General features: G+C 50.8%; 25 protein-coding genes and 1 other RNA gene. 7 read left to right on the top strand and 19 right to left on the bottom strand.

What is annotated here, in order from left to right; all coding sequences use genetic code 11:
* Window positions 1-288: 288 nt before the first annotated feature.
* From nrdF to FFT88_RS18960, 5 genes are all read right to left on the bottom strand, one after another.
* On the bottom strand, window positions 289-1,248 hold the full coding sequence (gene nrdF, locus FFT88_RS18985) for a class 1b ribonucleoside-diphosphate reductase subunit beta (protein ID WP_135403810.1): 960 nt from the start codon (window positions 1,246-1,248) through the stop codon (window positions 289-291).
* A gap of 9 nt (window positions 1,249-1,257) precedes the next feature.
* Window positions 1,258-3,402: a class 1b ribonucleoside-diphosphate reductase subunit alpha gene (gene nrdE / locus FFT88_RS18980; protein ID WP_135403811.1), complete on the bottom strand. Its 2,145-nt coding sequence runs from the start codon at window positions 3,400-3,402 to the stop codon at window positions 1,258-1,260.
* A complete protein-coding gene (nrdI, locus tag FFT88_RS18975; protein ID WP_135403812.1) occupies window positions 3,375-3,785 on the bottom strand; it encodes a class Ib ribonucleoside-diphosphate reductase assembly flavoprotein NrdI in 411 nt (136 codons plus the stop codon). Before nrdI ends, nrdE begins: the two co-directional genes overlap by 28 nt.
* Window positions 3,782-4,027: a glutaredoxin-like protein NrdH gene (gene nrdH, locus FFT88_RS18970; RefSeq protein ID WP_001223227.1), complete on the bottom strand. Its 246-nt coding sequence runs from the start codon at window positions 4,025-4,027 to the stop codon at window positions 3,782-3,784. The genes nrdI and nrdH overlap by 4 nt, the downstream gene beginning before the upstream one ends.
* 208 nt (window positions 4,028-4,235) lie before the next feature.
* Complete coding sequence (locus FFT88_RS18960; RefSeq protein ID WP_000209788.1) at window positions 4,236-4,667, bottom strand: carboxymuconolactone decarboxylase family protein; 432 nt, start codon at window positions 4,665-4,667, stop codon at window positions 4,236-4,238.
* Window positions 4,668-4,754: 87 nt separating this feature from the next.
* On the opposite strand from FFT88_RS18960, the gene FFT88_RS18955 reads away from it, so the two are divergent.
* Window positions 4,755-6,089, top strand: coding sequence for a PLP-dependent aminotransferase family protein (locus FFT88_RS18955; RefSeq protein WP_135403814.1), 1,335 nt, complete (start codon window positions 4,755-4,757; stop codon window positions 6,087-6,089).
* Between the two features lie 55 nt (window positions 6,090-6,144).
* Here FFT88_RS18955 and FFT88_RS18950 read toward each other — a convergent pair whose 3' ends face one another.
* Entirely contained in the window at window positions 6,145-6,474 is a 330-nt protein-coding gene (locus tag FFT88_RS18950; RefSeq protein WP_001295174.1) for a DUF883 domain-containing protein, read from the bottom strand.
* A 151-nt stretch (window positions 6,475-6,625) separates the two neighbouring features.
* Between FFT88_RS18950 and FFT88_RS18945 the strand changes: the two genes are divergently transcribed.
* On the top strand, window positions 6,626-6,970 hold the full coding sequence (locus FFT88_RS18945; RefSeq protein ID WP_130221564.1) for a DUF2002 family protein: 345 nt from the start codon (window positions 6,626-6,628) through the stop codon (window positions 6,968-6,970).
* 37 nt (window positions 6,971-7,007) lie between these two features.
* Here FFT88_RS18945 and alaE read toward each other — a convergent pair whose 3' ends face one another.
* A complete protein-coding gene (alaE, locus tag FFT88_RS18940) occupies window positions 7,008-7,457 on the bottom strand; it encodes an L-alanine exporter AlaE (protein ID WP_130208083.1) in 450 nt (149 codons plus the stop codon).
* Between the two features lie 662 nt (window positions 7,458-8,119).
* Here alaE and stpA point away from each other — a divergent pair.
* Window positions 8,120-8,521, top strand: a complete 402-nt coding sequence (gene stpA / locus FFT88_RS18935; RefSeq protein WP_064529914.1) for a DNA-binding protein StpA — start codon at window positions 8,120-8,122, stop codon at window positions 8,519-8,521.
* A 46-nt stretch (window positions 8,522-8,567) separates the two neighbouring features.
* Here the strand turns inward: stpA and FFT88_RS18930 are convergent, their stop codons facing one another.
* Both FFT88_RS18930 and FFT88_RS18925 read right to left on the bottom strand, forming a co-directional pair.
* Entirely contained in the window at window positions 8,568-9,092 is a 525-nt protein-coding gene (locus tag FFT88_RS18930; RefSeq protein ID WP_130259147.1) for a rhodanese family protein, read from the bottom strand.
* Between the two features lie 9 nt (window positions 9,093-9,101).
* Window positions 9,102-9,401: a metalloregulator ArsR/SmtB family transcription factor gene (locus FFT88_RS18925; protein ID WP_130208087.1), complete on the bottom strand. Its 300-nt coding sequence runs from the start codon at window positions 9,399-9,401 to the stop codon at window positions 9,102-9,104.
* A 182-nt stretch (window positions 9,402-9,583) separates the two neighbouring features.
* Here FFT88_RS18925 and FFT88_RS18920 point away from each other — a divergent pair, with 182 nt between their 5' ends.
* The gene (locus FFT88_RS18920) at window positions 9,584-9,742 is read left to right on the top strand and encodes a YqaE/Pmp3 family membrane protein (protein ID WP_000508177.1); all 159 of its coding nucleotides are present in this window, start codon (window positions 9,584-9,586) and stop codon (window positions 9,740-9,742) included.
* A gap of 82 nt (window positions 9,743-9,824) precedes the next feature.
* Window positions 9,825-10,271 (top strand): potassium binding protein Kbp, encoded by a 447-nt coding sequence (kbp, locus tag FFT88_RS18915; RefSeq protein WP_064529911.1) that lies wholly within the window; start codon window positions 9,825-9,827, stop codon window positions 10,269-10,271.
* Between the two features lie 6 nt (window positions 10,272-10,277).
* Here the strand turns inward: kbp and csiR are convergent, their stop codons facing one another.
* The 8 genes from csiR to smpB form a co-directional block, all read right to left on the bottom strand.
* Entirely contained in the window at window positions 10,278-10,937 is a 660-nt protein-coding gene (gene csiR, locus FFT88_RS18910) for a DNA-binding transcriptional regulator CsiR (protein WP_130217237.1), read from the bottom strand.
* Between the two features lie 20 nt (window positions 10,938-10,957).
* Window positions 10,958-12,358 (bottom strand): GABA permease, encoded by a 1,401-nt coding sequence (gene gabP, locus FFT88_RS18905; protein ID WP_130217239.1) that lies wholly within the window; start codon window positions 12,356-12,358, stop codon window positions 10,958-10,960.
* A gap of 263 nt (window positions 12,359-12,621) precedes the next feature.
* Window positions 12,622-13,902, bottom strand: a complete 1,281-nt coding sequence (gene gabT, locus FFT88_RS18900; RefSeq protein WP_135403815.1) for a 4-aminobutyrate--2-oxoglutarate transaminase — start codon at window positions 13,900-13,902, stop codon at window positions 12,622-12,624.
* A 13-nt stretch (window positions 13,903-13,915) separates the two neighbouring features.
* A complete protein-coding gene (gene gabD, locus FFT88_RS18895; protein WP_088128690.1) occupies window positions 13,916-15,364 on the bottom strand; it encodes an NADP-dependent succinate-semialdehyde dehydrogenase in 1,449 nt (482 codons plus the stop codon).
* A 22-nt stretch (window positions 15,365-15,386) separates the two neighbouring features.
* Entirely contained in the window at window positions 15,387-16,655 is a 1,269-nt protein-coding gene (gene lhgO, locus FFT88_RS18890; protein WP_135403816.1) for an L-2-hydroxyglutarate oxidase, read from the bottom strand.
* Between the two features lie 19 nt (window positions 16,656-16,674).
* Window positions 16,675-17,652, bottom strand: coding sequence for a glutarate dioxygenase GlaH (gene glaH / locus FFT88_RS18885; RefSeq protein ID WP_135403817.1), 978 nt, complete (start codon window positions 17,650-17,652; stop codon window positions 16,675-16,677).
* A 707-nt stretch (window positions 17,653-18,359) separates the two neighbouring features.
* Window positions 18,360-18,722, bottom strand: a transfer-messenger RNA (tmRNA) gene (ssrA, locus tag FFT88_RS18875).
* A gap of 214 nt (window positions 18,723-18,936) precedes the next feature.
* Window positions 18,937-19,419 carry an SsrA-binding protein SmpB gene (gene smpB, locus FFT88_RS18870; protein WP_000162574.1) on the bottom strand — a complete coding sequence of 161 codons (483 nt, stop codon included), beginning with the start codon at window positions 19,417-19,419 and terminating at the stop codon, window positions 18,937-18,939.
* 170 nt (window positions 19,420-19,589) lie between these two features.
* Here smpB and ratA point away from each other — a divergent pair, with 170 nt between their 5' ends.
* Complete coding sequence (ratA, locus tag FFT88_RS18865; RefSeq protein ID WP_001339419.1) at window positions 19,590-20,027, top strand: type II toxin-antitoxin system toxin RatA; 438 nt, start codon at window positions 19,590-19,592, stop codon at window positions 20,025-20,027.
* Window positions 20,017-20,307, top strand: coding sequence for an RnfH family protein (locus tag FFT88_RS18860; RefSeq protein ID WP_064529893.1), 291 nt, complete (start codon window positions 20,017-20,019; stop codon window positions 20,305-20,307). The genes ratA and FFT88_RS18860 overlap by 11 nt, the downstream gene beginning before the upstream one ends.
* A gap of 11 nt (window positions 20,308-20,318) precedes the next feature.
* Here FFT88_RS18860 and FFT88_RS18855 read toward each other — a convergent pair whose 3' ends face one another.
* A complete protein-coding gene (locus FFT88_RS18855; protein WP_135403818.1) occupies window positions 20,319-20,825 on the bottom strand; it encodes a ClbS/DfsB family four-helix bundle protein in 507 nt (168 codons plus the stop codon).
* 64 nt (window positions 20,826-20,889) lie between these two features.
* Window positions 20,890-21,234, bottom strand: coding sequence for an outer membrane protein assembly factor BamE (bamE, locus tag FFT88_RS18850; protein WP_064529892.1), 345 nt, complete (start codon window positions 21,232-21,234; stop codon window positions 20,890-20,892).
* Window positions 21,235-21,275 lie beyond the last annotated feature (41 nt).

The following is a 21,275-nucleotide window of genomic DNA, read 5'->3' as shown; positions in this document are numbered from 1 at the left end:
ACCCTAACATACTGAGAATCTGAGGCAACCCCTGATGGCAAATGTGGCATGAATATTGATGCGAGCAAATTGCCGGAATTTCCCATGATATAAGGGCTGAGAGCAAATCGAGAAAAGTTGATATTTTTTGTTATAGATAGCGAAAAAACGCCTGAATATTGTAGTTTCAGGCGAATAATGCAACAGAGAGTCAGTGTAGATCACCACAAATTATTTGCGTGATATAAAGATATTTGGCGGGAATTATTTCCCTGCTGCGGGTAGTGATATTTTTGAAAAATAACCCCGTCAGAAATTCCAGTCTTCATCTTCTGTTTCGACCGCTTTCCCCATCACATAAGAGGAGCCAGAGCCGGAAAAGAAGTCGTGATTTTCATCGGCATTCGGCGAAAGCGCGGCGAGGATTGCCGGATTCACTTCTGCCATTTCTGCCGGGAAAAGCGGTTCGTAGCCCAGATTCATCAACGCCTTATTGGCGTTGTAGCAGAGAAACGCTTTTACATCGTCAGCCCACGTTGTTTCGGCGTACAGCTCATCGGTGTATTGCAACTCGTTGTCATAAAGTTCCAGCAACAAATCGAAGGCGAAACTCTTCAATTCTTCACGTTGTGCCTGGGAGATCTTTTCCAGGTTTTTCTGATATTTATAGCCGATGTAGTAACCGTGGACTGCTTCATCGCGGATAATCAGACGGATCAGGTCTGCGGTATTGGTTAGCTTTCCGCGGCTGGAAAAATACATCGGCAGCCAGAAACCGGAATAGAACAAAAATGATTCAAGAAACACACTGGCGATTTTCTTTTTCAGCGGATTATCACCGCGATAATGTTGCTGAATAATCTGTGCTTTTCGCTGCAACGGTGCGTTTTCTTCACTCCAGGCGTAGGCGGCATCGACATCTTTGGTTTGGCACAGCGTCGAGAAAATCGAACTGTAAGAGCGGGCATGAACCGCTTCCATAAAGCTGATATTCGATAATACCGCCTCTTCATGAGGCGTTAGCGCATCGGGCATCAGCGAAGGCGCGCCGATAACATTTTGCAGCGTATCGAGCAGCGTCAGGCCAGTAAAAACGCGCATCGTCAGTTGTTGTTCTACGACACTTAATGTCTGCCACGCAGGAACATCGTTCGATAGTGGCACCTTTTCTGGTAGCCAGAAATTGCTGGTCAGGCGATTCCACACCTCCAGATCTTTATCGTCTGTTATCTTGTTCCAGTTGATGGCGCTGATACGTGAGAGTTTCATAGATATTCCTTAAAGTGCACAGGAGACGCAGCCTTCAATTTCAGTGCCTTCCAGCGCCATCTGACGCAGGCGAATGTAATAGAGTGTTTTGATACCCTTGCGCCAGGCGTAAATCTGCGCTTTGTTGATATCGCGAGTGGTGGCGGTATCGGGGAAAAACAGCGTCAGCGACAGCCCCTGATCGACATGGCGAGTCGCTTCGGCATAGGTGTCGATGATCTTTTCTGCGCCAATTTCGTAAGCATCCTGATATAGCGCCAGATTTTCGTTAGTCATAAACGGGGCAGGGTAGTAAACGCGTCCTGTTTTGCCCTCTTTGCGTATCTCTACTTTCGCCACAATCGGATGAATACTCGACGTGGCATGGTTGATATAAGAGATAGAACCGGTTGGCGGCACCGCCTGGAGATTCTGGTTGTATATGCCATAGCGCATCACGTCGTCGCGCAGTTGCGCCCACATCTCACGGGTAGGTAACGTAATTCCGCTGCGGGCAAACAGTTCGCCAACTTTCGCCGTTTTCGGCTGCCAGTTACCTTGCAGATATTGGCTGAAATATTCACCGCTGGCATAGCGTGACTGTTTGAACCCGGCGAAGGTTTCACCGCGTTCGCGCGCCAGCAACATCGAGGTACGCAGTGCGTGCCAGGTGATGGTATAGAAATAGAGATTGGTGAAATCCAGTGCTTCCGGTGAACCATAAGCGATGCCTTCTCGCGCCAGATAACCGTGTAAATTCATCTGCCCCAGTCCGATGGCGTGTGAGGCGGCATTTCCGGCTTCGATGGACGGCACGCTGCGGATATGACTCATATCTGACACCGCCGTTAAACCGCGTACCGCGGTCTCTACCGTGCGGGCAAAGTCGGGGGAATCCATGATGTGGGCAATATTCAACGAACCTAAATTGCAGGAAATATCATGGCCTGTGCGGGTATAGTCGAGATTCTCGTCATACTCTGAGGCGCTGTTAACCTGCAAAATTTCTGAGCAGAGATTGCTCATATTTATGCGCCCGGCGATAGGGTTAGCACGGTTAACCGTGTCTTCATACATGATGTAGGGATAGCCGGACTCAAACTGGATTTCTGCCAGTCGCTGGAAGAAATCACGGGCGTTGAGGTATTTTTTGCGGATGCGTTCATCGGCAACCAGTTCGTCATAGTGTTCACTGATGGCGATATCGGCAAACGGCTTGCCATAAACTCGCTCAACGTCATAAGGCGAAAACAGCGCCATCTGCGCATTCTCTTTTGCCAGATGGAAAGTGATATCCGGGATCACCACGCCCAGCGACAGTGTTTTAATGCGGATTTTTTCGTCGGCATTTTCCCGCTTTGTATCGAGAAAACGCAGAATATCGGGATGATGGGCATGTAAATAGACTGCACCTGCCCCCTGACGAGCGCCGAGTTGGTTGGCATAGGAAAATGCGTCTTCCAGCATTTTCATCACCGGAATTACACCAGAAGATTGATTTTCAATACGTTTAATTGGCGCGCCCGCTTCCCGCAGATTCGACAGCAAAAATGCCACGCCGCCGCCGCGTTTCGACAGTTGCAGTGCGGAATTTACTGCCCGGCCAATCGACTCCATATTGTCTTCAATGCGCAGTAGAAAACAGGAAACCAGTTCGCCGCGCTGCTGCTTACCGCAGTTGAGGAATGTTGGCGTGGCTGGCTGAAAGCGTCCTGACAGCATCTCATCAGTCAGTTGCGTCGCCAGCGTCTCATCGCCTTGTGCCAGCGTCAGCGCCACCATCGTGACTCGATCGGCAAAATCTTCCAGATAACGTTTACCGTCGAATGTCTTCAACGTATAGCTGGTGTAAAACTTCCATGCCCCGAGGAATGTCTGGAAACGAAAACCGCTGGTGTGTGCGTGGGCAAACAGCGTAATGACAAAGTCGCGAGAGTAGCGATTAAGAACGCTTTCATCATAGTAACCTTCGTTGACCAGCCAGTTCAGGCGCTGCTGCTGGCTACTGAAGGTCACACTGTTCGGACGCACATGCGTCGCCATAAAGGCGTCAACAGCCTGGTGGTCTTTATCGAACTGAATGCGACCTGCGCTATCGTAAAGGTTAAGCATCGCATTCAGCGCGTGGTAATCCATCGTGTTCTGCGTCAGGCGTTCTGCGGTTGTCGTTGCCAAAATTCGGTTACTCCTTTACGAACGTTTTCGATATCGCTTTGCGTACCCATGAGCTCAAAGCGGTACAGCCACGGCACGCTGCATTTCCGGGCTATCACATCTCCGGCGCGGCCATACGCCTCACCAAAGTTGCGATTACCCGAAGCAATCACGCCGCGAAGCAACGCCCGGTTGTGCTCGTCGTTTAAAAAGCGAATTACCTGTCGTGGCACCGCGCCAGCCGTACCGCCGCCGCCGTAAGAGGGCACGATCAGGATGTAAGGCTCGTCTACCTGAATCCGTTGCCGCTCATTAAGCGGGATGCGCACCGCGGGCAGCCCTAAACGTTCGATAAAACGCTGCGTATTTTCGGAGCTGCTGGAAAAGTAGACGAGCTGGCTCATGCACTGGCCGCGTGTGGCGCTGGATGCAGACGATTGATCATGTCCGGGCGGAAACCAGACCAGCTAAGATCGCCTGCAATCACTACCGGCAACTGACGAAAGCCCTGAGCACGCAGCGCTTCTGCCGCTTCAGGAACGCGATCGACATTAATCATTTCAAAATCAAAGCCCCGGTTTTCCATCGCCCGTTTGGTGGCGTGGCACTGAACGCAATCGTTACGAGTGTAAATAGTAATGCGCATGATTCGTATTTCCGTTTAAAATGAAGATACGGCGCGATGATACGCGTCGGGTTGTCTCTCTGTTGATACAGAGATACTAGATGTAGTTGAAAAAAGATTCAACCATACAAGATATGGGAATTTTAGATTGATTACGCCACCGCTGAATGGCCCGACGGGGTAGGGGATTTTGTGTTTTTTTGCCGGGCGATTACCCGGCATCAAGAAGTTACATGCGCATGGAAACGGCCAGACGGTTAAAACAATTCATCAGCCCGATGGCAAACGTTAAGTCGCTGATTTCTGCTGCGCTGAAATGCTCAAGCAAAGGTTGATAAACCTCGTCTTCCGCATGAGTTCGGGCAATATCGGTTACCGATTCCGCCCATGCCAGCGCCGCCCGCTCGCGATCGTCAAAATGATGGCTTACGCGCCAGCCTGCCAGGGCGTCCAGTTTGTGCTGTGGCACGCCGGATTTGCGTAATGCTTTGCTGTGCATCTCCAGACAAAATGCGCAGCCGTTGATTTGCGAGACGCGCAAATAAATTAACTCCATCAGCGTGGTATCCAGCGCGCTATTTTCCAGTGCTGTTTTGGCCTGCACCAGTGCGTTATACACTGCCGGGCTAAGTTCGTAGTAAGGCTGACGTAATGTAGTCATACAGTTTCTCCTCTTATTAACGCCCGCAATGTAGCACTATAATGGACTGCTAAAGAGAGCCATAAATTACGTAAAAAAGCAGACCATATGCCACGTTATCAGGATATCGCCCGTCAGTTAAAAACGGCTATTGAGCAAGGGGAACTGAAACCTGGCGCAAGGCTACCTTCGAGTCGTACCTGGTCGCAGGAACTGGGTGTCTCTCGATCCACTGTCGAAAATGCGTATGCTGAGCTGGTGGCGCAAGGATGGCTGGTCAGGCGGGGACAGGCTGGCACATTTGTCAGTGAGCAGATACATCCGCAACAATCTGCTGTGGATGTCGTGGCTTTTGCTGGTGAAAGTCAGCAGCCATTGCCATTTCAATTGGGATTACCCGCACTCGATCTCTTTCCGCGAGAGCAGTGGGCGCGGGTGATGGGCCGCCGTCTGCGTACCCAGACGCGCTTTGATTTGGCATTAGGCGATGTCTGCGGCGAGGCGGCGTTGCGCGAGGCAATAGTTGATTACTTACGCGTTTCACGTGGGATTGATTGTCAGCCAGAGCAGGTCTTTATCACTCACGGTTATGCGGCCTCAATGGCTTTAATTCTGCACGCGCTGGCGAAACCGGGAAACGGGATGTGGATGGAAGATCCCGGCTTTCCACTGATTCGCCCGATTGTCACTCGCCACGGTGTGGAAATTTTACCGGTGCCGGTTGATGACAACGGACTGGATGTCACAAGCGGAATACAAAATTATCCTGATGCGCGTTTTGCTCTGATTACTCCGGCACACCAGAGCCCGCTGGGTGTGGCGCTTTCTTTAGCGCGCAGGCACCAGATACTGGAATGGGCAGAGCGTAGTCAGGCATGGATTATTGAAGATGATTACGACAGTGAGTTTCGCTATCACGGTAAGCCGTTACCGGCGCTGAAAAGTCTCGACGCACCGCAGCGGGTAATTTATGCCGGAACATTCAGCAAATCGCTATTTCCTGCACTGCGCTGTGCGTGGCTGGTGGTGCCGGTGGAGCAGATTACGCAATTCCGCCAACAGGCGTCACTGGAGCCATGTGCGGTACCCGTACTGTGGCAGAACACACTGGCAGATTTCATTCGTGAGGGGCATTTCTGGCGGCATCTGAAGAAAATGCGTCAGCACTATGCTCAACGTCGGCAGTGGATTGAGCAGGCGTTGACGCAGCAGGGATTTCAGGTTGTGCCGCAAAAAGGCGGTATCCAGATGGTTATCAGCATGGTGGGCGACGATATTGCCCACGCGCGTAAGGCCAATGCTGCTGGCCTTGCGGTGCAGGCACTTAGCGACTGGCGTATCCGCTCAAATGGGGAAGGAGGATTGCTGCTCTCGTTTACCAATATCGTTAGCGAAAGTATGGCGCAGCAGGTGGCACAACAATTACGCAGTGCCTTAAGTTAAAAACCCCGAAGTCAGGCTTCGGGGCCAGGGACGTGTATTTATTATCATTGTTTCACTACGATTTACGCATGCTTAACAACGCGCCGATAAAAATACCTACCGCAGCAGCTGTTCCCACACTACACCAGGGTCTTTCACGAACAAAAGAGTCTGCGCAGCCAACAGCATCGCGCGCGGCTTGCTGGACGCGAGTTCGACCATGCATCCGCGCTCTGGTTTCTTTCAGTAAAGCCTGAGCTTTACTGCGTGCGGCTTCGGCTTCCCCTTTAGCGTCGCTGCCCCAGGACTTCAATACAGATTCCAGGCTGTCAGCTAATTGATTGACATCATTCTGAATATCCTGCACGCCATCATCGACGTCGTTACGGTTCGGTCTGTTAAACATATGATCTCCCATCAGGATTCAATGTAATTTTCAGTGTAGACCATAATTTTCTTAACAGAGATTCATCGTGGCTTTATGGACTTTTCTGAAAGCGTTGTGAATGCTCAATCAGGTAAGGTAGGGCCGCGGTAGATAATAACGAGGATAAAATATGTATTTACGACCAGACGAGGTGGCGCGCGTACTTGAGAAAGTCGGTTTTACCGTCGATGTGGTAACCCAGAAAACTTATGGTTATCGCCGTGGGGAAAATTATGTCTATGTTAATCGCGAAGCGCGAATGGGACGTACCGCACTGGTAATTCATCCCACGTTAAAAGAACGTAGTTCGACACTGGCAGAACCGGCTTCCGATATTAAAACTTGCGATCATTACCAGCAGTTCCCGCTCTATTTAGCGGGTGAGCGTCACGAGCATTACGGCATTCCACACGGTTTCAGCTCGCGTGTTGCGCTTGAACGTTATTTACATGGATTGTTTGGCGAAGCCAATTAAAGACGCGACTGGCATTGCCAGTCGCGACAAAGAAGGATCAGGCTTTTACCTGCTGGTAATTGCTGACTTTGAACAGGCGGCGGCAGTAATCAAGGAAGTAGCCATAGACCGCACCCATCAACATCGAAACGACGATGTTTGAACTGACTGCTGCCATAATCTGGTGCCAACCCGCGCCCACGACGAGTAAGATTGCCATATATACCGGTGACTGGAACGTCACATAAGCCAGAATATCCGCAAGATTTTTTACCCAGCCCGACGAGCCAACTTTGCGTGCCATTCGCATAAATAGATCGCGGTACATACCGTATGGCCATGCAATTAAGATGTTCACCGGAATCGCTACCAGTCTGGAATAAAGGGACTGTTCGAAGCTCATTCCGGAGAGAAATACTTCGATAAACATGTTCACGACAGAACAGTAAACAACCATCGCGAACGTATCTGCTACTGCATGACGCAAGCGTGACTGCGGTGAGAACATGCCCATGCTCCTTAATAAACGCGAAATCGGATGAATGTGAATGCAGTGGTTTAAATTACCGTTTGCACTTTCGCATAGCGTATATCGCTGGCTATGACTTATCAATTAGTGAAAAATTTTTATTTCCTTGGTTTTTGTAGATAAAATATTCCGTAGTGGCGCATTTTTTGTACATTCTGGATTTTTTTATGTCTTAAAAGATAATGTTATTTTAAATCATTATGTTATGACGTAGTTCAGATGTCTTTTGGCAGAGTGATCAAGGTGTGTTTACGCAGCAAAGCGTAGAGAATTCGGCTTAGGAGCGCGCCTGGCCTCATTCAGCATCTTTTATGTTGTAAAGCCTGTAATGGCAGCACAAAGTTTCAGGTTTGAATAACTAATATGTATTCTTTTTATATGCATATTTATGCTGGTTGCGTGTTCCATTATCGGCCGGGAGGTTGTATCGTACGCCGGAACACTCACCAGTAGCTGTAATAAGTAAGTTAAATGGCTGCTATATAATTTGCATATAAGCATTAATGTGTCAGCAAATAACGCGCGAAATAATATCCCTTCGCGATTGTAAATATATTAAATTTTGTGGAAATATAATAAGTGATCGCTTACACTACGCGGCGAAATACTTTTTGTTTTGGCGTTAAAAGGTTTTCTTTATTATGTCTGTAATGTTACAAAGCTTAAATAATATCCGCACCCTTCGTGCAATGGCTCGCGAATTCTCCATTGACGTTCTTGAAGAAATGCTCGAAAAATTCAGGGTTGTCACTAAAGAAAGACGTGAAGAAGAAGAACAGCAGCAGCGTGAACTGGCAGAACGCCAGGAAAAAATTAGCACCTGGCTGGAGCTGATGAAAGCTGATGGTATTAACCCGGAAGAGTTATTGGCTAACGGCACCGCTGCTCCGCGTGCAGGTAAAAAGCGTGAACCGCGTCCAGCAAAATATAAATTCACCGACTTCAATGGTGAAACCAAAACCTGGACCGGTCAGGGCCGTACGCCGAAGCCAATTGCTCAGGCGCTGGCAGAAGGTAAATCTCTCGACGATTTCCTGATCTAATCCCTGGCGCCGGATGCCGCCTCTATGGCGCATCCGGCGTTGCTTCTCAAGTTCGCTGATTCCACGGCATCTTGTCTAATAGCCTTGCCATCCCGCAAAAACCGCTGATTCCTGCAAACATTAATCCTGCGCCGACAAATCCACTTAATAAGAAGAAGCTGCTATTAATGGCATAACCCAGTACGACGCCGATTAATATTAAGCCGCCAGCGGCGATCTGTACCTGACGCATTAATGGCAACGGTTGAGATTTATTTTCTGCTACTGGCAATCCCGCTTTTTTCCAGCCATCGATCCCATCTTCCAGTAAAAAGACCTCTGCGGGGGCGGCAATCGCTGCTAATTTATCGGCGTTATTGCTGGTGCGTTTACCTGCCTGGCAGTGGAATATAATTTGTTCGCTACGCAATTTATCCGGAAGACCAGACTGTTCTATCACGGATAATGGTGCCAGAGAGGCTGCTGGAATATGTTCACGAAGATATTCGTCGGCATCACGAATATCGATTAACTTTGCACCACGCGCGATTAATTCTTGCGCGTCATGCGGTGAAATTGTTATCAAAGCCATCGTCACTCCTTACGGACAATAGATATTTTTCAGGGTGGCGATAATGGCATTTACCGCCTCATTTTTAATGGAATAAAGAATGCGTTGGGCGTCCCGCTGGCTGTCAATAAGTCCCTCGTCACGCATGCGAGCCAGATGCTGTGACGTGGCGGAGGCGCTAAGTCCGGTAATGCGAGCCAGTTCTCCGGCGCTGGTCCCAGGTGACCCGCAAAGCATGCACAGAATCAACAACCGTTTGGGGTGACTCATTGCTTTCAGTAAGGCCGCAGCCTGTTCGGCGCTGGCCTGTAGTTGGGCGAGTTCAGTCATAATTATTTAAGTGTTTTCTAAATTAAGTAAATTCTAAACTAAAAGTTCAACGTATACCAGCGTCAGCAGCGTAAATGAGGGTAAACGCGTAGGCTGAAACTGGCAGGTTCCGCTAAAATTATTTCGCTTAGGAGATAAAATCTCTTTTTAAACAATGGTTAATTTTCTTATAGGGAGTACATATGGGTTTCTGGAGAATCGTCATCACCATCATTTTGCCGCCGCTCGGCGTGCTGCTGGGCAAAGGATTTGGTTGGGCGTTCATCATTAATATCTTGTTGACGCTGCTTGGGTATATCCCTGGTTTAATTCACGCTTTCTGGGTGCAAACCCGAGATTAACTCTGTGCTTACTCCGCGGCGTTAGTGCGCCGCGTTCCTCTGCTACACTTTCTGAGTGTTTCCGTTAACGAACGAGGTAACTATGGGTCTGTTCAATTTTGTGAAAGATGCCGGAGAAAAACTCTGGGATACAGTTACTGGTCAGCATGATAAAGACGATCAGGCGAAGAAGGTGCAGGAGCATCTGAACAAAACCGGCATTCCAGATGCCGATAAAGTAAATATCCAAATTACCGATGGCAAAGCGACAGTGACTGGTGATGGTTTGAGCCAGGAAGCGAAGGAAAAAATCCTTGTTGCGGTGGGGAATATTTCTGGTATCGCCAGCGTCGACGATCAGGTAAAAACTGCGACACCAGCCACTGCCAGCCAGTTTTATACCGTTAAGTCTGGCGACACTCTTAGCGCCATTTCCAAACAGGTCTACGGCAACGCCAATCTGTACAATAAAATCTTCGAAGCGAATAAACCGATGCTGAAAAGCCCGGATAAAATTTATCCGGGACAAGTGTTGCGTATTCCAGAGTAATAGCGGTTAGTCCGCCATCGCCTGCTGGATAATGGGAATCGGCGTCAGCAAATGCTGGCGCATTAACTCACTGGCGCGCGCGGCATCCCGCGCCAGCACAGCTTCGGTTAAAATTTGATGTTGGTTGTGTTTATCTTCCAGCATTTCCACGGAAAGCACCGTTCGCCGCAACCAGATGAAGCGATAGCGCGCCGCCAGATCAAACAACCGTTCACGCATTTGCAGCAAATAGTGAGAACCACAGCCTGTCACAATTGCAGTATGAAACGCCTGATGACGCAGATCCCACTCATCAAGCATTTTCTCACTGGCGTCACAGGCCTCAAGCTTACTGAGCAGATGCGCCTTCGCAAGAACGTCTGCCTCCCACTCATCGCCACCGCGGGCAATCGCCAGGCTTACCAGCATCGCTTCCATATTGGCACGGGCATCGAAAATATCGAGCAACTCCTGCTCTGACATAGACGCCACCCGATACCCTTTTTGATTCACCACCGTGACCAGTCGTTCTGCCACCAGTTGCGAAAGCGCTTCCCGCAACGGCCCGACGCCAAGTGCATAACGCGATGTCAGCAAACTCATCCGTAATTTTTCATCCGGCTGAAAATTGCCGCGAATAATATCGTTCTTCAACCAGCGATAGCCATCCAGAGAGGTAATGGTCATGGTGTGACTCCTGATCATTATCAGCGCGTATTATGAATGGGTGTTTTTTGCCACATTATCAGCTTTTTCCAGCGAGCCATAATTGGCACGGTACAGATAATCCCTATCGCTAATAAGCCGGTGGAGATCACTTCTAACTGTTGAGCCGGACGGAATAGCATCACCACCAACACAAAAGTAATAAAGCCAATCACCAGCCAGGTGAGCCACGGATAAAGCCACATGCGCAGGCGAATATCGCCGCCTTCCGCCAGTAGGATTTTACGCATCCGTAATTGCGAAACGGCAATGACTAAATAAACCAGCAAGGCGATAGCGCCGGAGCTGTCGATCAGGAATTTAAACACTTTCGCAGGCGCGTAATAGTTCACTACCACCGTTAAAAATGCCGCACCGGTGGAGAGTAATACTGCCACGTACGGGGTTTTACTGCGGTTGATTTTACCCATTACCGCGGGCGCATCACCGCGACGGCTTAAGGAGTAGAGCATCCTTGACGCGGTATACAGCGCCGAGTTCAGGCAACTGGTTACTGACAGCAAAATAACGCAATCCATAATGAATTTTGCATGCGGAATATTCAGCAGCTCCAGCACGGAACGGTAGGAACCCACGGTTTTCAGTCCTGGCATATTCCACGGAATGAGAGCCACGACGACAAAAATAGAACACAAATAGAAAATAGAGATACGCCAGATAACCGAGTTGGTGGCGCGGACAATATGTTTATCCGGCGTGTCGGATTCTGCGGCGGCGATGGTGACAATTTCCGCGCCCATAAACGAGAACATGGTGATCAGCATCGCGCTTAATACCGCCCCGAAGCCGTTGGGCATAAAGCCGCCGCTATCCCATAATCTTGAAATACCGCTCACTTCTGCATATGGGTAAAAACCGCTAATCGCCACTGCGCCGAGGAAAATAAATGCCAGGATGGCAATCACTTTGCATATCGCTAACCAGAACTCAAATTCACCGTAGTTTTTAACGCTTAATAAATTACTGCCGGTTAAGGCGAGGGTAATGACGAGGGAAAATAACCAGATGGGAATGCCGGGAACCCACGAGTGCAGGATCATGGCGGCGATGTTGGCTTCCAGAGGGATAACCAGTACCCAAAACCACCAGTACAGCCAGCCGATGGTATAGCCCGCCCAGCGGCCAATGGCTTTATCGGCATAGGTGGAAAAGGAGCCGGTGTCAGGCGTAGCAACCGCCATTTCCGCCAGCATCCGCATAATCATAACCACCAGTAGCCCGGCGAACAGATAGGCCAGTAATACCGCCGGGCCCGCTTCGGCGATGGCGACGCTGGAACCGACAAACAGACTTGCGCCGATAACACCGGCAATAGACAACATGGTGACGTGGCGTGATTTCAGCCCGCCGCCTAACTCATGTGGTTGCGATGATTGCCCCATCCTGAATCCTCTCGAAAGTGTGTCACTTGGGAGAGCGCCCCGACATTTCCCGCGTCGGGTCACGCGTTTAATTGTTATTGATTCTTTTTGCCGGAGAGCGGCTCCGCCTTATCCGGCCTGGATCCCCGTAGGCCGGACAAGACGCAAAGCGTCGCCTCCGGCATGGTGCGCTGAATGTCGGATGCGGCGTAAACGCCTTATCCGACCTGGATTTCCGTGGGCCGGACAAGACGCAAAGCGTCGCTTCCGGCATGGGTACGGACCTACTGTTTCGCCTCAGCAAAACACTGGCCGATGATCTCCAGACCCTGACGAATCTGAGCATCTTCAATGGTGAGCGGTACCAGGATGCGCAGCACGTTGTAATACGGGCCACAGGAGAGAAGAATCAGGCCCTTATCGCGGGCGCGAGCCACGATCTCGGCGGTGAGTTTGGCGTCCGGTTTGTTGTGATCGCCATCTTCAAACAGCTCGATGGCGATCATCGCCCCCAGCCCGCGTACGTCGCCGATCTCCGGGTGTTTTTCGGCGATCGCCAACATTCCGTCTTTCAACTTCTGCCCCAGATCGTTGGCTTTTTGCAGCAGATTTTCCTGCTCGAACACCTTCAACACTTCCAGCGCTGCCACGCAGGCAATCGGGTTACCGGCATAAGTGCCGCCCAGACCGCCAGGTGCGACAGCGTCCATCACTTCGGCGCGCCCGGTGATGCCCGCCAGCGGGAAACCGCCTGCGATCGATTTCGCAAAGGTGGTGAGATCCGGTGCTACGCCCATTTGCTCCATCGCAAACAGCGTGCCGGTACGCCCCGCGCCGCTCTGCACTTCATCGGCAATCAGCATGATCCCGTGCTCGTCACACAGCGCGCGTAAACGTTGCATAAAGGCTGGCGTCGCGGCGTAGAAACCGCCTTCGCCCTGAACCGGCTCAATCACGATGGCGGCGATATCTTCCGGCGCCGCGTCATTTTTGAAGATCCGGTGGATGCTGGCGATAGCATCATCCTCGCTTATGCCGTGCAGCGGGCAAGGATAAAGCGCGCGATAAACATGGCCCGGCATCAGGCCCATCCCCGCAGAGTACGGATTCACCTTGCCGGTCAGCGCCAAAGTGTAATGCGTGCGCCCGTGATACGCGCCGCTAAAGGCGATGGTGCCGCTACGTTTGGTGGCGGCGCGGGCGATTTTCACCGCGTTCTCTACCGCTTCAGAACCTGTGGTGACCAGCAGCGTTTTTTTGGCAAAATCGCCTGGCACCTTCTGATTCATAATCTCGCACAGCTCAAGATACGGCTCGTAGGCCAGCACCTGGAAGCAGGTGTGCGACAGTTTTTTCAACTGCGCTTCCACCGCCGCAACCACTTTCGGATGCAGGTGCCCGGTATTGAGCACCGCAATGCCGCCCGCGAAATCAAGATACTCACGGCCTTCAACGTCCCACACCCGGCAGTTTTCCGCGCGGTCAGCGAAAATCGGGTGAATTTGCCCAACGCCACGGGGAATCGCCTGACTGCGGCGCTGCATTAACTCTTTATTGCTGCTCATTCGCGTTCTCCAGTTAAAGACCGATGCACATATATTTGATTTCTAAGTAATCTTCGATGCCATACTTCGAACCTTCACGACCCAGACCCGAGGCTTTGATACCACCGAACGGGGCCACTTCATTAGAAATAATGCCGGTATTGATGCCGACGATGCCGTACTCCAGCGCCTCGCCCACGCGGAAGACGCGGCTTAAATCACGGGCGTAGAAATAGGCGGCAAGGCCAAATTCGGTGTCATTGGCTTGCGCAATCACATCAGCTTCATCTTTAAAGCGGAACAGCGGGGCGAGGGGGCCGAACGTCTCTTCTTTCGACACTTTGGCGTTAGCCGGAACGTCCACCAGAATGGTTGGCTGGAAGAAGTTGCCGCCGCGTTCGTGCGCTTTACCGCCGCAAACCACACGCGCGCCTTTCTCCAGCGCATCGGCAATATGCTCTTCCACTTTTGCTACCGCTTTTTCATCGATCAGCGGCCCGATGGTGACGCCTTTATCCAGCCCGTCGCCGATGTGCAGTTTGCTCACCGCCTGCTGCAATTTTTCGGCAAAACGGTCATACACGCCGTCCTGCACGTATAAACGGTTGGCGCAAACGCAGGTTTGCCCGGCGTTGCGGAATTTCGAGGCCAGCGCGCCTTCCACGGCTTTATCGAGATCGGCATCGTCAAAGACGATAAACGGCGCGTTGCCGCCGAGCTCCAGCGACACTTTTTTGATGTCTTTCGCGCACTGTTCCATTAACTGGCGGCCAATTTCGGTCGAGCCGGTAAACGACAGTTTGCGTACCAGCGGGTTGCTGGTCAGTTCATTACCGACCGCGCCTGCCGAACCGGTGACCACGTTAAACACGCCAGCCGGAATGCCCGCGCGAATCGCCAGTTCCGCCAGTGCCAGCGCAGAGAACGGCGTCTGACTGGCGGGCTTCAGTACCATGGTGCAGCCTGCCGCCAGCGCCGGACCGGCTTTACGGGTAATCATCGCCGCCGGGAAGTTCCACGGCGTGATGGCGGCGGTAACGCCAATCGGCTGCTTGATCACAATCAGGCGCTTATCGGCCTGATGACCGGGAATGGTGTCGCCATAAATGCGTTTGCCTTCTTCGGCAAACCACTCAATAAAGGAGGCGGCGTAGCTGATTTCGCCTTTCGCTTCAGCCAGCGGTTTGCCCTGTTCGAGGGTCATCAGACGCGCTAAATCGTCCTGATGCTCCATCATTAAATTGAACCAGTTGCGCAGAATGGTGGCGCGTTCTTTAGCGGTGAGCGCACGCCAGGCGGGCAGGGCGCGGTTGGCGGCGTCGATAGCGGCGCGGGTTTCATCAGCGCCCATTTTCGGCACGCTACCCAGCTTGTCGCCGTTCGCCGGATTAGTGACATCGATGACCTCGCCATTGTTGGCGTCCAGCCATTCCCCGTTAATCAACGCCTGCTGGCGGAATAAGTTACTGTCGTTAAGTTTCATCGCTACATCCTGTTTTCAAAGGTTATTGATTAAACGCGGCGTGTAAGGCATCCACACTACGTGCCGCTCGCAGCGTGCGTCCGGGGTTACTCTGGCTTGCCAACAGCGTTTGTACCTTGCTGACAATATGCGCACCAATAGGAATTGCTGATGTCGCTGCCGGGGAGGGCGCATTGCAGGTGTGGATCGTGCGCGGGGTGGTGACAAACAGAAAATCGTCAATCAGCTTGCCGTCCGGCGATACCGCCTGCGCCCGCACACCGGCAGGCCAGGGCTGGAGATCGCTTAACGAAAGCCGGGGACAATACTTTTGCACCAGCCGCAGATAGCCGCTTTTGCACAGCGAGTTTTTCATCTCGCCTAGTCCTGAGCGTAGATGGTTTTGCAGCACCCGGCGAATCCCCGACGAGCCCAAAATCTCCAGCGTGTCGCTAAATGAGAAGTCGCGCTTGCGATAGCCTTCGCGTTTGAACGCCAGCACCGCGTTTGGCCCTACGGTCACGCTGCCGTCGATCATCCGGGTGAGATGAACGCCTAAAAAGGGCATTGCCGGGTCGGGAATGGGGTAAATCAGATGGTTAACAATCTGGTTATGCTCCGGCGCAAGGCGGAAATATTCGCCACGGAACGGGCAGATGATAAAGCCCGGTTCGAGGCCGAGCATTTTCACCAGCCGGTCAGCCATCAGCCCGGAACAGCTAATCAGTGTCGATGCTTCATATTCGCCGCCCTGACGGGTACGTATCACCACGCCGTTTTTATGCTCACTGAGGGCGCTGACTTCGGCGTTATAGATAATCTCACCGCCTCTGGCCTGGAAGATTTTTGCCATCGCCGCTGTGACTTCGCGGTAGCTGACAATGCCGCTGGACGGCACAAAAATACCGCCAAGCCCGGTGATATTCGGTTCGTGCTCGCGCAGTTCGTCGGCGTTTAACCACTCGCGCTCGATACCGTTCGCCGCCGTGCGTTCCCATAAGGCGCGCATCCGTTCCATTTCGAGTTCAGAGGTGGCGACCAGCATCTTGCCGCAGTTGTCAAAGCGAATGCCGTTTTGATCGCAAAAGGCTTTAGTGGCGCGGTTCCCCGCCAGGCAAAACTGCGCCTTCAGGCTACCGGGCGTGTAATAAACCCCGGCATGGATCACGCCGCTGTTGTGGCCCGTCTGATGACAGGCAGGGCCGGACTCTTTTTCCAGCAACGCTATGCGGGCGTCCGGATAGACATCAATCAGTTGCATGGCGGTCGACATGCCGATGATGCCGCCGCCAATAATCACAAAATCATACATCCGCTCAATTCCTTTGCGCTTACTGATGCGTCTGGTAGTGGTGAGTGGCATAAGCGAAATAGCCGCGCTGGCGCATCAGTTCACGACGCAGATCCGGATGCGCGGTAAAGCGGTCGCGACCGTGCAGCCAGAACAGATTGTTAATCAACAGGAATTTGCCAACGGGAACGGGCACAGAAAGAATGCCTTTGCTGGTTTCAATGGCATCGGAAAGCTCGCTCAACCACACGCCTTCTTCGAAGTCTTTCGGCTGGACGAACTGGTCGATATAGCGCATCACCGGGCGACCCTGCTGATCAACGTCGAACACCGGATGGAAAACATCTTTGCTGACGTTTTTGCTCGGCGGCGCGGCAAAGCGCATCGGACGGCGCGCCAGCGGGTGGCGGAAAAAGTGGTCCAGATGTTCCCAGTCATCGAGATGCAGCAGCAGCGAATTTCCGCCCTGCATGTTCTGCTCGTCGATTTTCATCATCAGTACGTAATCAGTGATTTCTTCGACGTAGGTGCCGTCGTTGTGCAGCTCCATTACGCGGTGCGGCTGACGCAGATAGCTGTCTGAGTTATCGACATTTTTCACTACAAAACGCGCATAATACTGACCGCTCATGGCATCGAAATTGGAACGGCCAATCAGATGCGCCACCGCCGTCGCCAGCTTCACCATCTCATCCGCCTGCTTCACATCATCGACACCTACTGCATTGATCAACAGCGCACCTTCAGCGCGGTTTAGCAACGTCTTCAACAGCAACGGTTGCAGCTGGTTCGCACACAGATCGTCAAGAATTTTGCCTACCCGAAAACGCAGAAACGATTTGTACTCCAGCGCCTGCACGGGCCACTCGGCTACCTGCTCGAGGAACTGTTTGGTCGTCTGTTCGGTGAAGGTGAGTTCCAGCAGACGCGGGGATTGTGCCGACGGGATGAGGGTGAATCCGCTATAGTCCTGGCCTGAATCGACAGTGTTATTTTGTACGGCGGTCAGTGCATTCATCAGAAGCGCTCCTCTTATGAGATGTAGGGTGACATGGCGATGCTCATTTCGTAGCCATAATCTAAAAATATCTACATTTCTGAAAAATGCGCACAAAAGTTACATATTGTTTTCTTATTGTGATCAAAAACAACAAATCAATAACAAAAAATGTAAGGGATAAAAATTGGGCTGAACATAAATATATAATTAAAACAATATATTAATTTCGGTTTTATCCAGTTTTCGACCGGATGGCATTTGTTTGCTCATCTGTTGAAATGCTATTTAAACTACTTTTTCAGAGTTCGGAGTTACTTCAACTTACTGAGTTCCGTATCGACTAATGTGAGTAAGAACAATCCCATTCAACCGATGTTATTTGATGACATCGATAACAATCTTAATGAACAAACAGATTCCGGGAAGACTGGCTATGGAGGCTAATTTTTCTATTTCTGGCAACGGGTTAATGACAGTTACTATTTTTCGAGAAGCTGATACTGACCTGAGGGATGCTGTATATGTCTGGACTGTAATTGAATGGGGTTTACACACGATGGAATCCGGACCAATAAAAAAGCCCGCATCAGCGGGCTTTAATGTCACAGGGAGTCGCGACTCCGTTGCGTATCCTTTTTTGTCTCCCCACCGTCTGGTCGGTGTCCTGATGAGACTTCTAACTTCCTGTTTTTGTTGGTGTTGTGATAACACCATCCAATCATGATTGGTGGAGCTGGCGGGAGTTGAACCCGCGTCCGAAATTCCTACATCCTCGGTACTACATGCTTAGTCAGTCTTTACATTCGCTTGCCAGCTGCGGACGGACACGCCACTAACAAACTAGCCTGATTAAGTTTTAACGCTTCAACCCCAGGCAGGGCTTCCACGCGATCTCTTTTGGGTTTGACCTCTCTTGATCCCCGTCCTAAGAGCGGAGGCTAGGGAGAGAGGGCTCTAAGCAGGTTATTAAGCTGCTAAAGCGTAGTTTTCGTCGTTTGCGACTATTTTTTGCGGCTTTTTACGAGGCCAACCGCCCCTCGGCATGCACCTTGGGTTTCGCAAATCCCGTCGAATCCAGAATCAGCCCCAATGTGTAACGTTAAGTATACCAGATTTTTGAGCGCCATGACTAGCCCCAAAGGCGTTATCATCCTGGAATTAGCGCCTGCATAGTATGATTTTTCTTCGATTAAGCAATGGGATGGCTACATCAATGTCAGATTTGACAGTCGACAAGGTGTTCATTCGCGCCACCGGATAGGGAGGCGCGGTGAAGATTTGATTAGTATCGCTTATATAGGTTTAACGGTGCGCGTTTTTCATGATACGTGCTTTATCAACCTGCCATTCGCGTTCTTTTATATCAGAACGTTTATCGTGTTGTTTCTTACCTTTCGCGACGCCGATTTTTACTTTGCACCAGGCATTTTTCCAGTACAGGGAGAGCGCCACTACGGTATAACCTTCACGGTTCACTCGGCCATAGAGAGAGTCAAGTTCGCGCTGGTTGAGAAGCAGTTTGCGGGTGCGAGTAGGGTCGCACACCACGTGCGTGGAAGCCACTGCCATCGGCGTGATGTTTGCTCCAAACAGGAACGCTTCTCCGTCGCGCAGAAGGACATAGCTGTCGCTAATATTGGCTTTTCCTGCGCGCAGGGATTTAACTTCCCAGCCCTGCAGGGCAAGTCCCGCTTCGAACTCTTCTTCAATAAAGTATTCGTGACGGGCGCGCTTGTTAAGCGCGATGGTCGCTGAACCAGGTTTATGTGCTTTTTTCTTCGTCATAAGCGTCGTGAATCATCGGTAATCTGAAATCGAAAATACCCCATATCAATCCTGCGGGGGACAAGGCTCTATCTTAGCATGAACCGGATGTTACCCAGCGTCGGGATAGCGTTTTTTTTACGGCAGGATAAATGATATTATTTGTTGGATTTTTGTTGATGGAAATTGTTATGCCTCAGATTAGCCGGACCGCACTGGTACCCTACAGCGCGGAGCAAATGTATCAGTTAGTGAATGACGTTCAGTCTTATCCTCAGTTTTTACCAGGGTGCACTGGAAGCCGGATTCTGGAGTCCACTCCTGGGCAGATGACCGCTGCGGTAGATGTGTCTAAGGCTGGGATCAGCAAAACGTTTACTACCCGCAACCAGTTGACCAGTAACCAAAGTATTCTGATGAGTCTGGTTGATGGACCGTTTAAGAAATTGATCGGCGGCTGGAAGTTTACGCCGTTGAGCCAGGACGCGTGCCGTATTGAGTTTCATCTCGACTTTGAGTTTACCAATAAGTTGATTGAACTCGCCTTTGGTCGCGTGTTTAAAGAGCTGGCAGCTAATATGGTGCAGGCTTTTACTGTTCGTGCAAAAGAGGTCTACAGTGCCAGGTAAAATTGCCGTTGAGGTTGCTTACGCATTACCCGAGAAACAATACCTGCAACGGGTAAGATTGCAGGAGGGCGCGACGGTTGAAGAAGCAATTCGCGCCAGTGGCTTGCTGGAATTGCGTACCGATATCGATTTAACTAAAAACAAAGTCGGCATTTACAGCCGTCCGGCAAAACTGAGCGATACCGTGCATGATGGAGATCGGGTGGAGATTTATCGTCCTCTCATTGCCGATCCGAAAGAGCTTCGCAGGCAACGAGCAGAAAAATCAGCGAATAAATAGCAAATCTATTGTCAGAATTGTTTTAGTAGGGCGTTCAAACGTGTGCTTGCATTTCTATAGGGTGATACGGTATTAAATTGGATCATTCGGCCACGCGTCCATTTACCGTACCAGGGATGATGGTATAACTCGTTATCGCTGTAGCGTTCCACTAGCGATTTGAGTTGCTGATGGTTGGTTTCTAACATTTCGCACAATTGGGACCATAATGTGACATGGGAATAATTAGCGTAAAATGTCTGCGCTAGTTTCCCAAGTTCATTCCACTTATGGTCTTTAGCCGGAAAATCAATGGGGATTCCTGCTTCTTCTTGTCTGTGCCAGATAAGAACCTGCTCTCCCCAACCTATTAGATAGCTTACCAGGTTAGCCGCACTCATCACAGTGCCGCTGGCATGCCCTTCCATTGTGATGAGAAAAGCTTTTTCTTCTGGAATGCGAGATAACTTTTTTGTAAGTCCATTCCATGATTTTTCCATTTCCTGCAACAGTGCAGCTTTGCTTTCTGGTACAGACATAGGATCCTCCTATGAAAAAGGTGCTCATTGAGCACCTTTTTTTAATCGTTATAAACAGCAAATTTTATTCGTTGCCAGTCAGCGCGGGTTTGTTATCAATGTTGGTCAACACACCGCTACTGTTAAAGGTCAGCGTCAGCGTTTGCTGTGTTACACCTTCATGGCCTGGTTGCTGACGGAACACATAGAACCAGGTATTCGTACCAAATGGATCGGACATCAGCGGTGTACCCAATGCGTACGCAACTTGTTGTTGCGTCATGCCAACACGTATTTTGGATACGTCGTTAGCGGTCAGATAGTTCCCCTGGTTGATGTCAGGACGGTAAACCACTCGCTCCAGAGTGGAACAGCCTGCGGTCAACATCAATAGTACTGCTGCTGCAGCAGTCAGCGTTTTACAGCGCATAATGATTTGATTCCTTTTCGGGCCCGAGCAGTACGTGGCTC

It is taken from the genome of Escherichia sp. E4930, from assembly GCF_005845405.1.
Classification (GTDB): domain Bacteria; phylum Pseudomonadota; class Gammaproteobacteria; order Enterobacterales; family Enterobacteriaceae; genus Escherichia.
This window is presented reverse-complemented; position numbering and strand designations above follow the sequence as displayed.

What these genes read in the sequence shown, in the direction of transcription:
- bamE (WP_064529892.1), bottom strand. Translation starts at nt 21,234, where the DNA reads ATGCGCTGTAAAACGCTGACTGCTGCAGCAGCAGTACTATTGATGTTG.
- nrdI (WP_135403812.1), bottom strand. Translation starts at nt 3,785, where the DNA reads ATGAGCCAGCTCGTCTACTTTTCCAGCAGCTCCGAAAATACGCAGCGT.
- glaH (WP_135403817.1), bottom strand. Translation starts at nt 17,652, where the DNA reads ATGAATGCACTGACCGCCGTACAAAATAACACTGTCGATTCAGGCCAG.
- FFT88_RS18930 (WP_130259147.1), bottom strand. Translation starts at nt 9,092, where the DNA reads ATGGCTTTGATAACAATTTCACCGCATGACGCGCAAGAATTAATCGCG.
- FFT88_RS18855 (WP_135403818.1), bottom strand. Translation starts at nt 20,825, where the DNA reads ATGTCTGTACCAGAAAGCAAAGCTGCACTGTTGCAGGAAATGGAAAAA.
- lhgO (WP_135403816.1), bottom strand. Translation starts at nt 16,655, where the DNA reads ATGTATGATTTTGTGATTATTGGCGGCGGCATCATCGGCATGTCGACC.
- FFT88_RS18920 (WP_000508177.1), top strand. Translation starts at nt 9,584, where the DNA reads ATGGGTTTCTGGAGAATCGTCATCACCATCATTTTGCCGCCGCTCGGC.
- gabP (WP_130217239.1), bottom strand. Translation starts at nt 12,358, where the DNA reads ATGGGGCAATCATCGCAACCACATGAGTTAGGCGGCGGGCTGAAATCA.
- FFT88_RS18950 (WP_001295174.1), bottom strand. Translation starts at nt 6,474, where the DNA reads ATGTTTAACAGACCGAACCGTAACGACGTCGATGATGGCGTGCAGGAT.
- nrdF (WP_135403810.1), bottom strand. Translation starts at nt 1,248, where the DNA reads ATGAAACTCTCACGTATCAGCGCCATCAACTGGAACAAGATAACAGAC.
- gabD (WP_088128690.1), bottom strand. Translation starts at nt 15,364, where the DNA reads ATGAAACTTAACGACAGTAACTTATTCCGCCAGCAGGCGTTGATTAAC.
- stpA (WP_064529914.1), top strand. Translation starts at nt 8,120, where the DNA reads ATGTCTGTAATGTTACAAAGCTTAAATAATATCCGCACCCTTCGTGCA.
- FFT88_RS18960 (WP_000209788.1), bottom strand. Translation starts at nt 4,667, where the DNA reads ATGACTACATTACGTCAGCCTTACTACGAACTTAGCCCGGCAGTGTAT.
- ratA (WP_001339419.1), top strand. Translation starts at nt 19,590, where the DNA reads ATGCCTCAGATTAGCCGGACCGCACTGGTACCCTACAGCGCGGAGCAA.
- FFT88_RS18945 (WP_130221564.1), top strand. Translation starts at nt 6,626, where the DNA reads ATGTATTTACGACCAGACGAGGTGGCGCGCGTACTTGAGAAAGTCGGT.
- csiR (WP_130217237.1), bottom strand. Translation starts at nt 10,937, where the DNA reads ATGACCATTACCTCTCTGGATGGCTATCGCTGGTTGAAGAACGATATT.
- smpB (WP_000162574.1), bottom strand. Translation starts at nt 19,419, where the DNA reads ATGACGAAGAAAAAAGCACATAAACCTGGTTCAGCGACCATCGCGCTT.
- gabT (WP_135403815.1), bottom strand. Translation starts at nt 13,902, where the DNA reads ATGAGCAGCAATAAAGAGTTAATGCAGCGCCGCAGTCAGGCGATTCCC.
- FFT88_RS18955 (WP_135403814.1), top strand. Translation starts at nt 4,755, where the DNA reads ATGCCACGTTATCAGGATATCGCCCGTCAGTTAAAAACGGCTATTGAG.
- nrdH (WP_001223227.1), bottom strand. Translation starts at nt 4,027, where the DNA reads ATGCGCATTACTATTTACACTCGTAACGATTGCGTTCAGTGCCACGCC.
- kbp (WP_064529911.1), top strand. Translation starts at nt 9,825, where the DNA reads ATGGGTCTGTTCAATTTTGTGAAAGATGCCGGAGAAAAACTCTGGGAT.
- alaE (WP_130208083.1), bottom strand. Translation starts at nt 7,457, where the DNA reads ATGTTCTCACCGCAGTCACGCTTGCGTCATGCAGTAGCAGATACGTTC.
- FFT88_RS18925 (WP_130208087.1), bottom strand. Translation starts at nt 9,401, where the DNA reads ATGACTGAACTCGCCCAACTACAGGCCAGCGCCGAACAGGCTGCGGCC.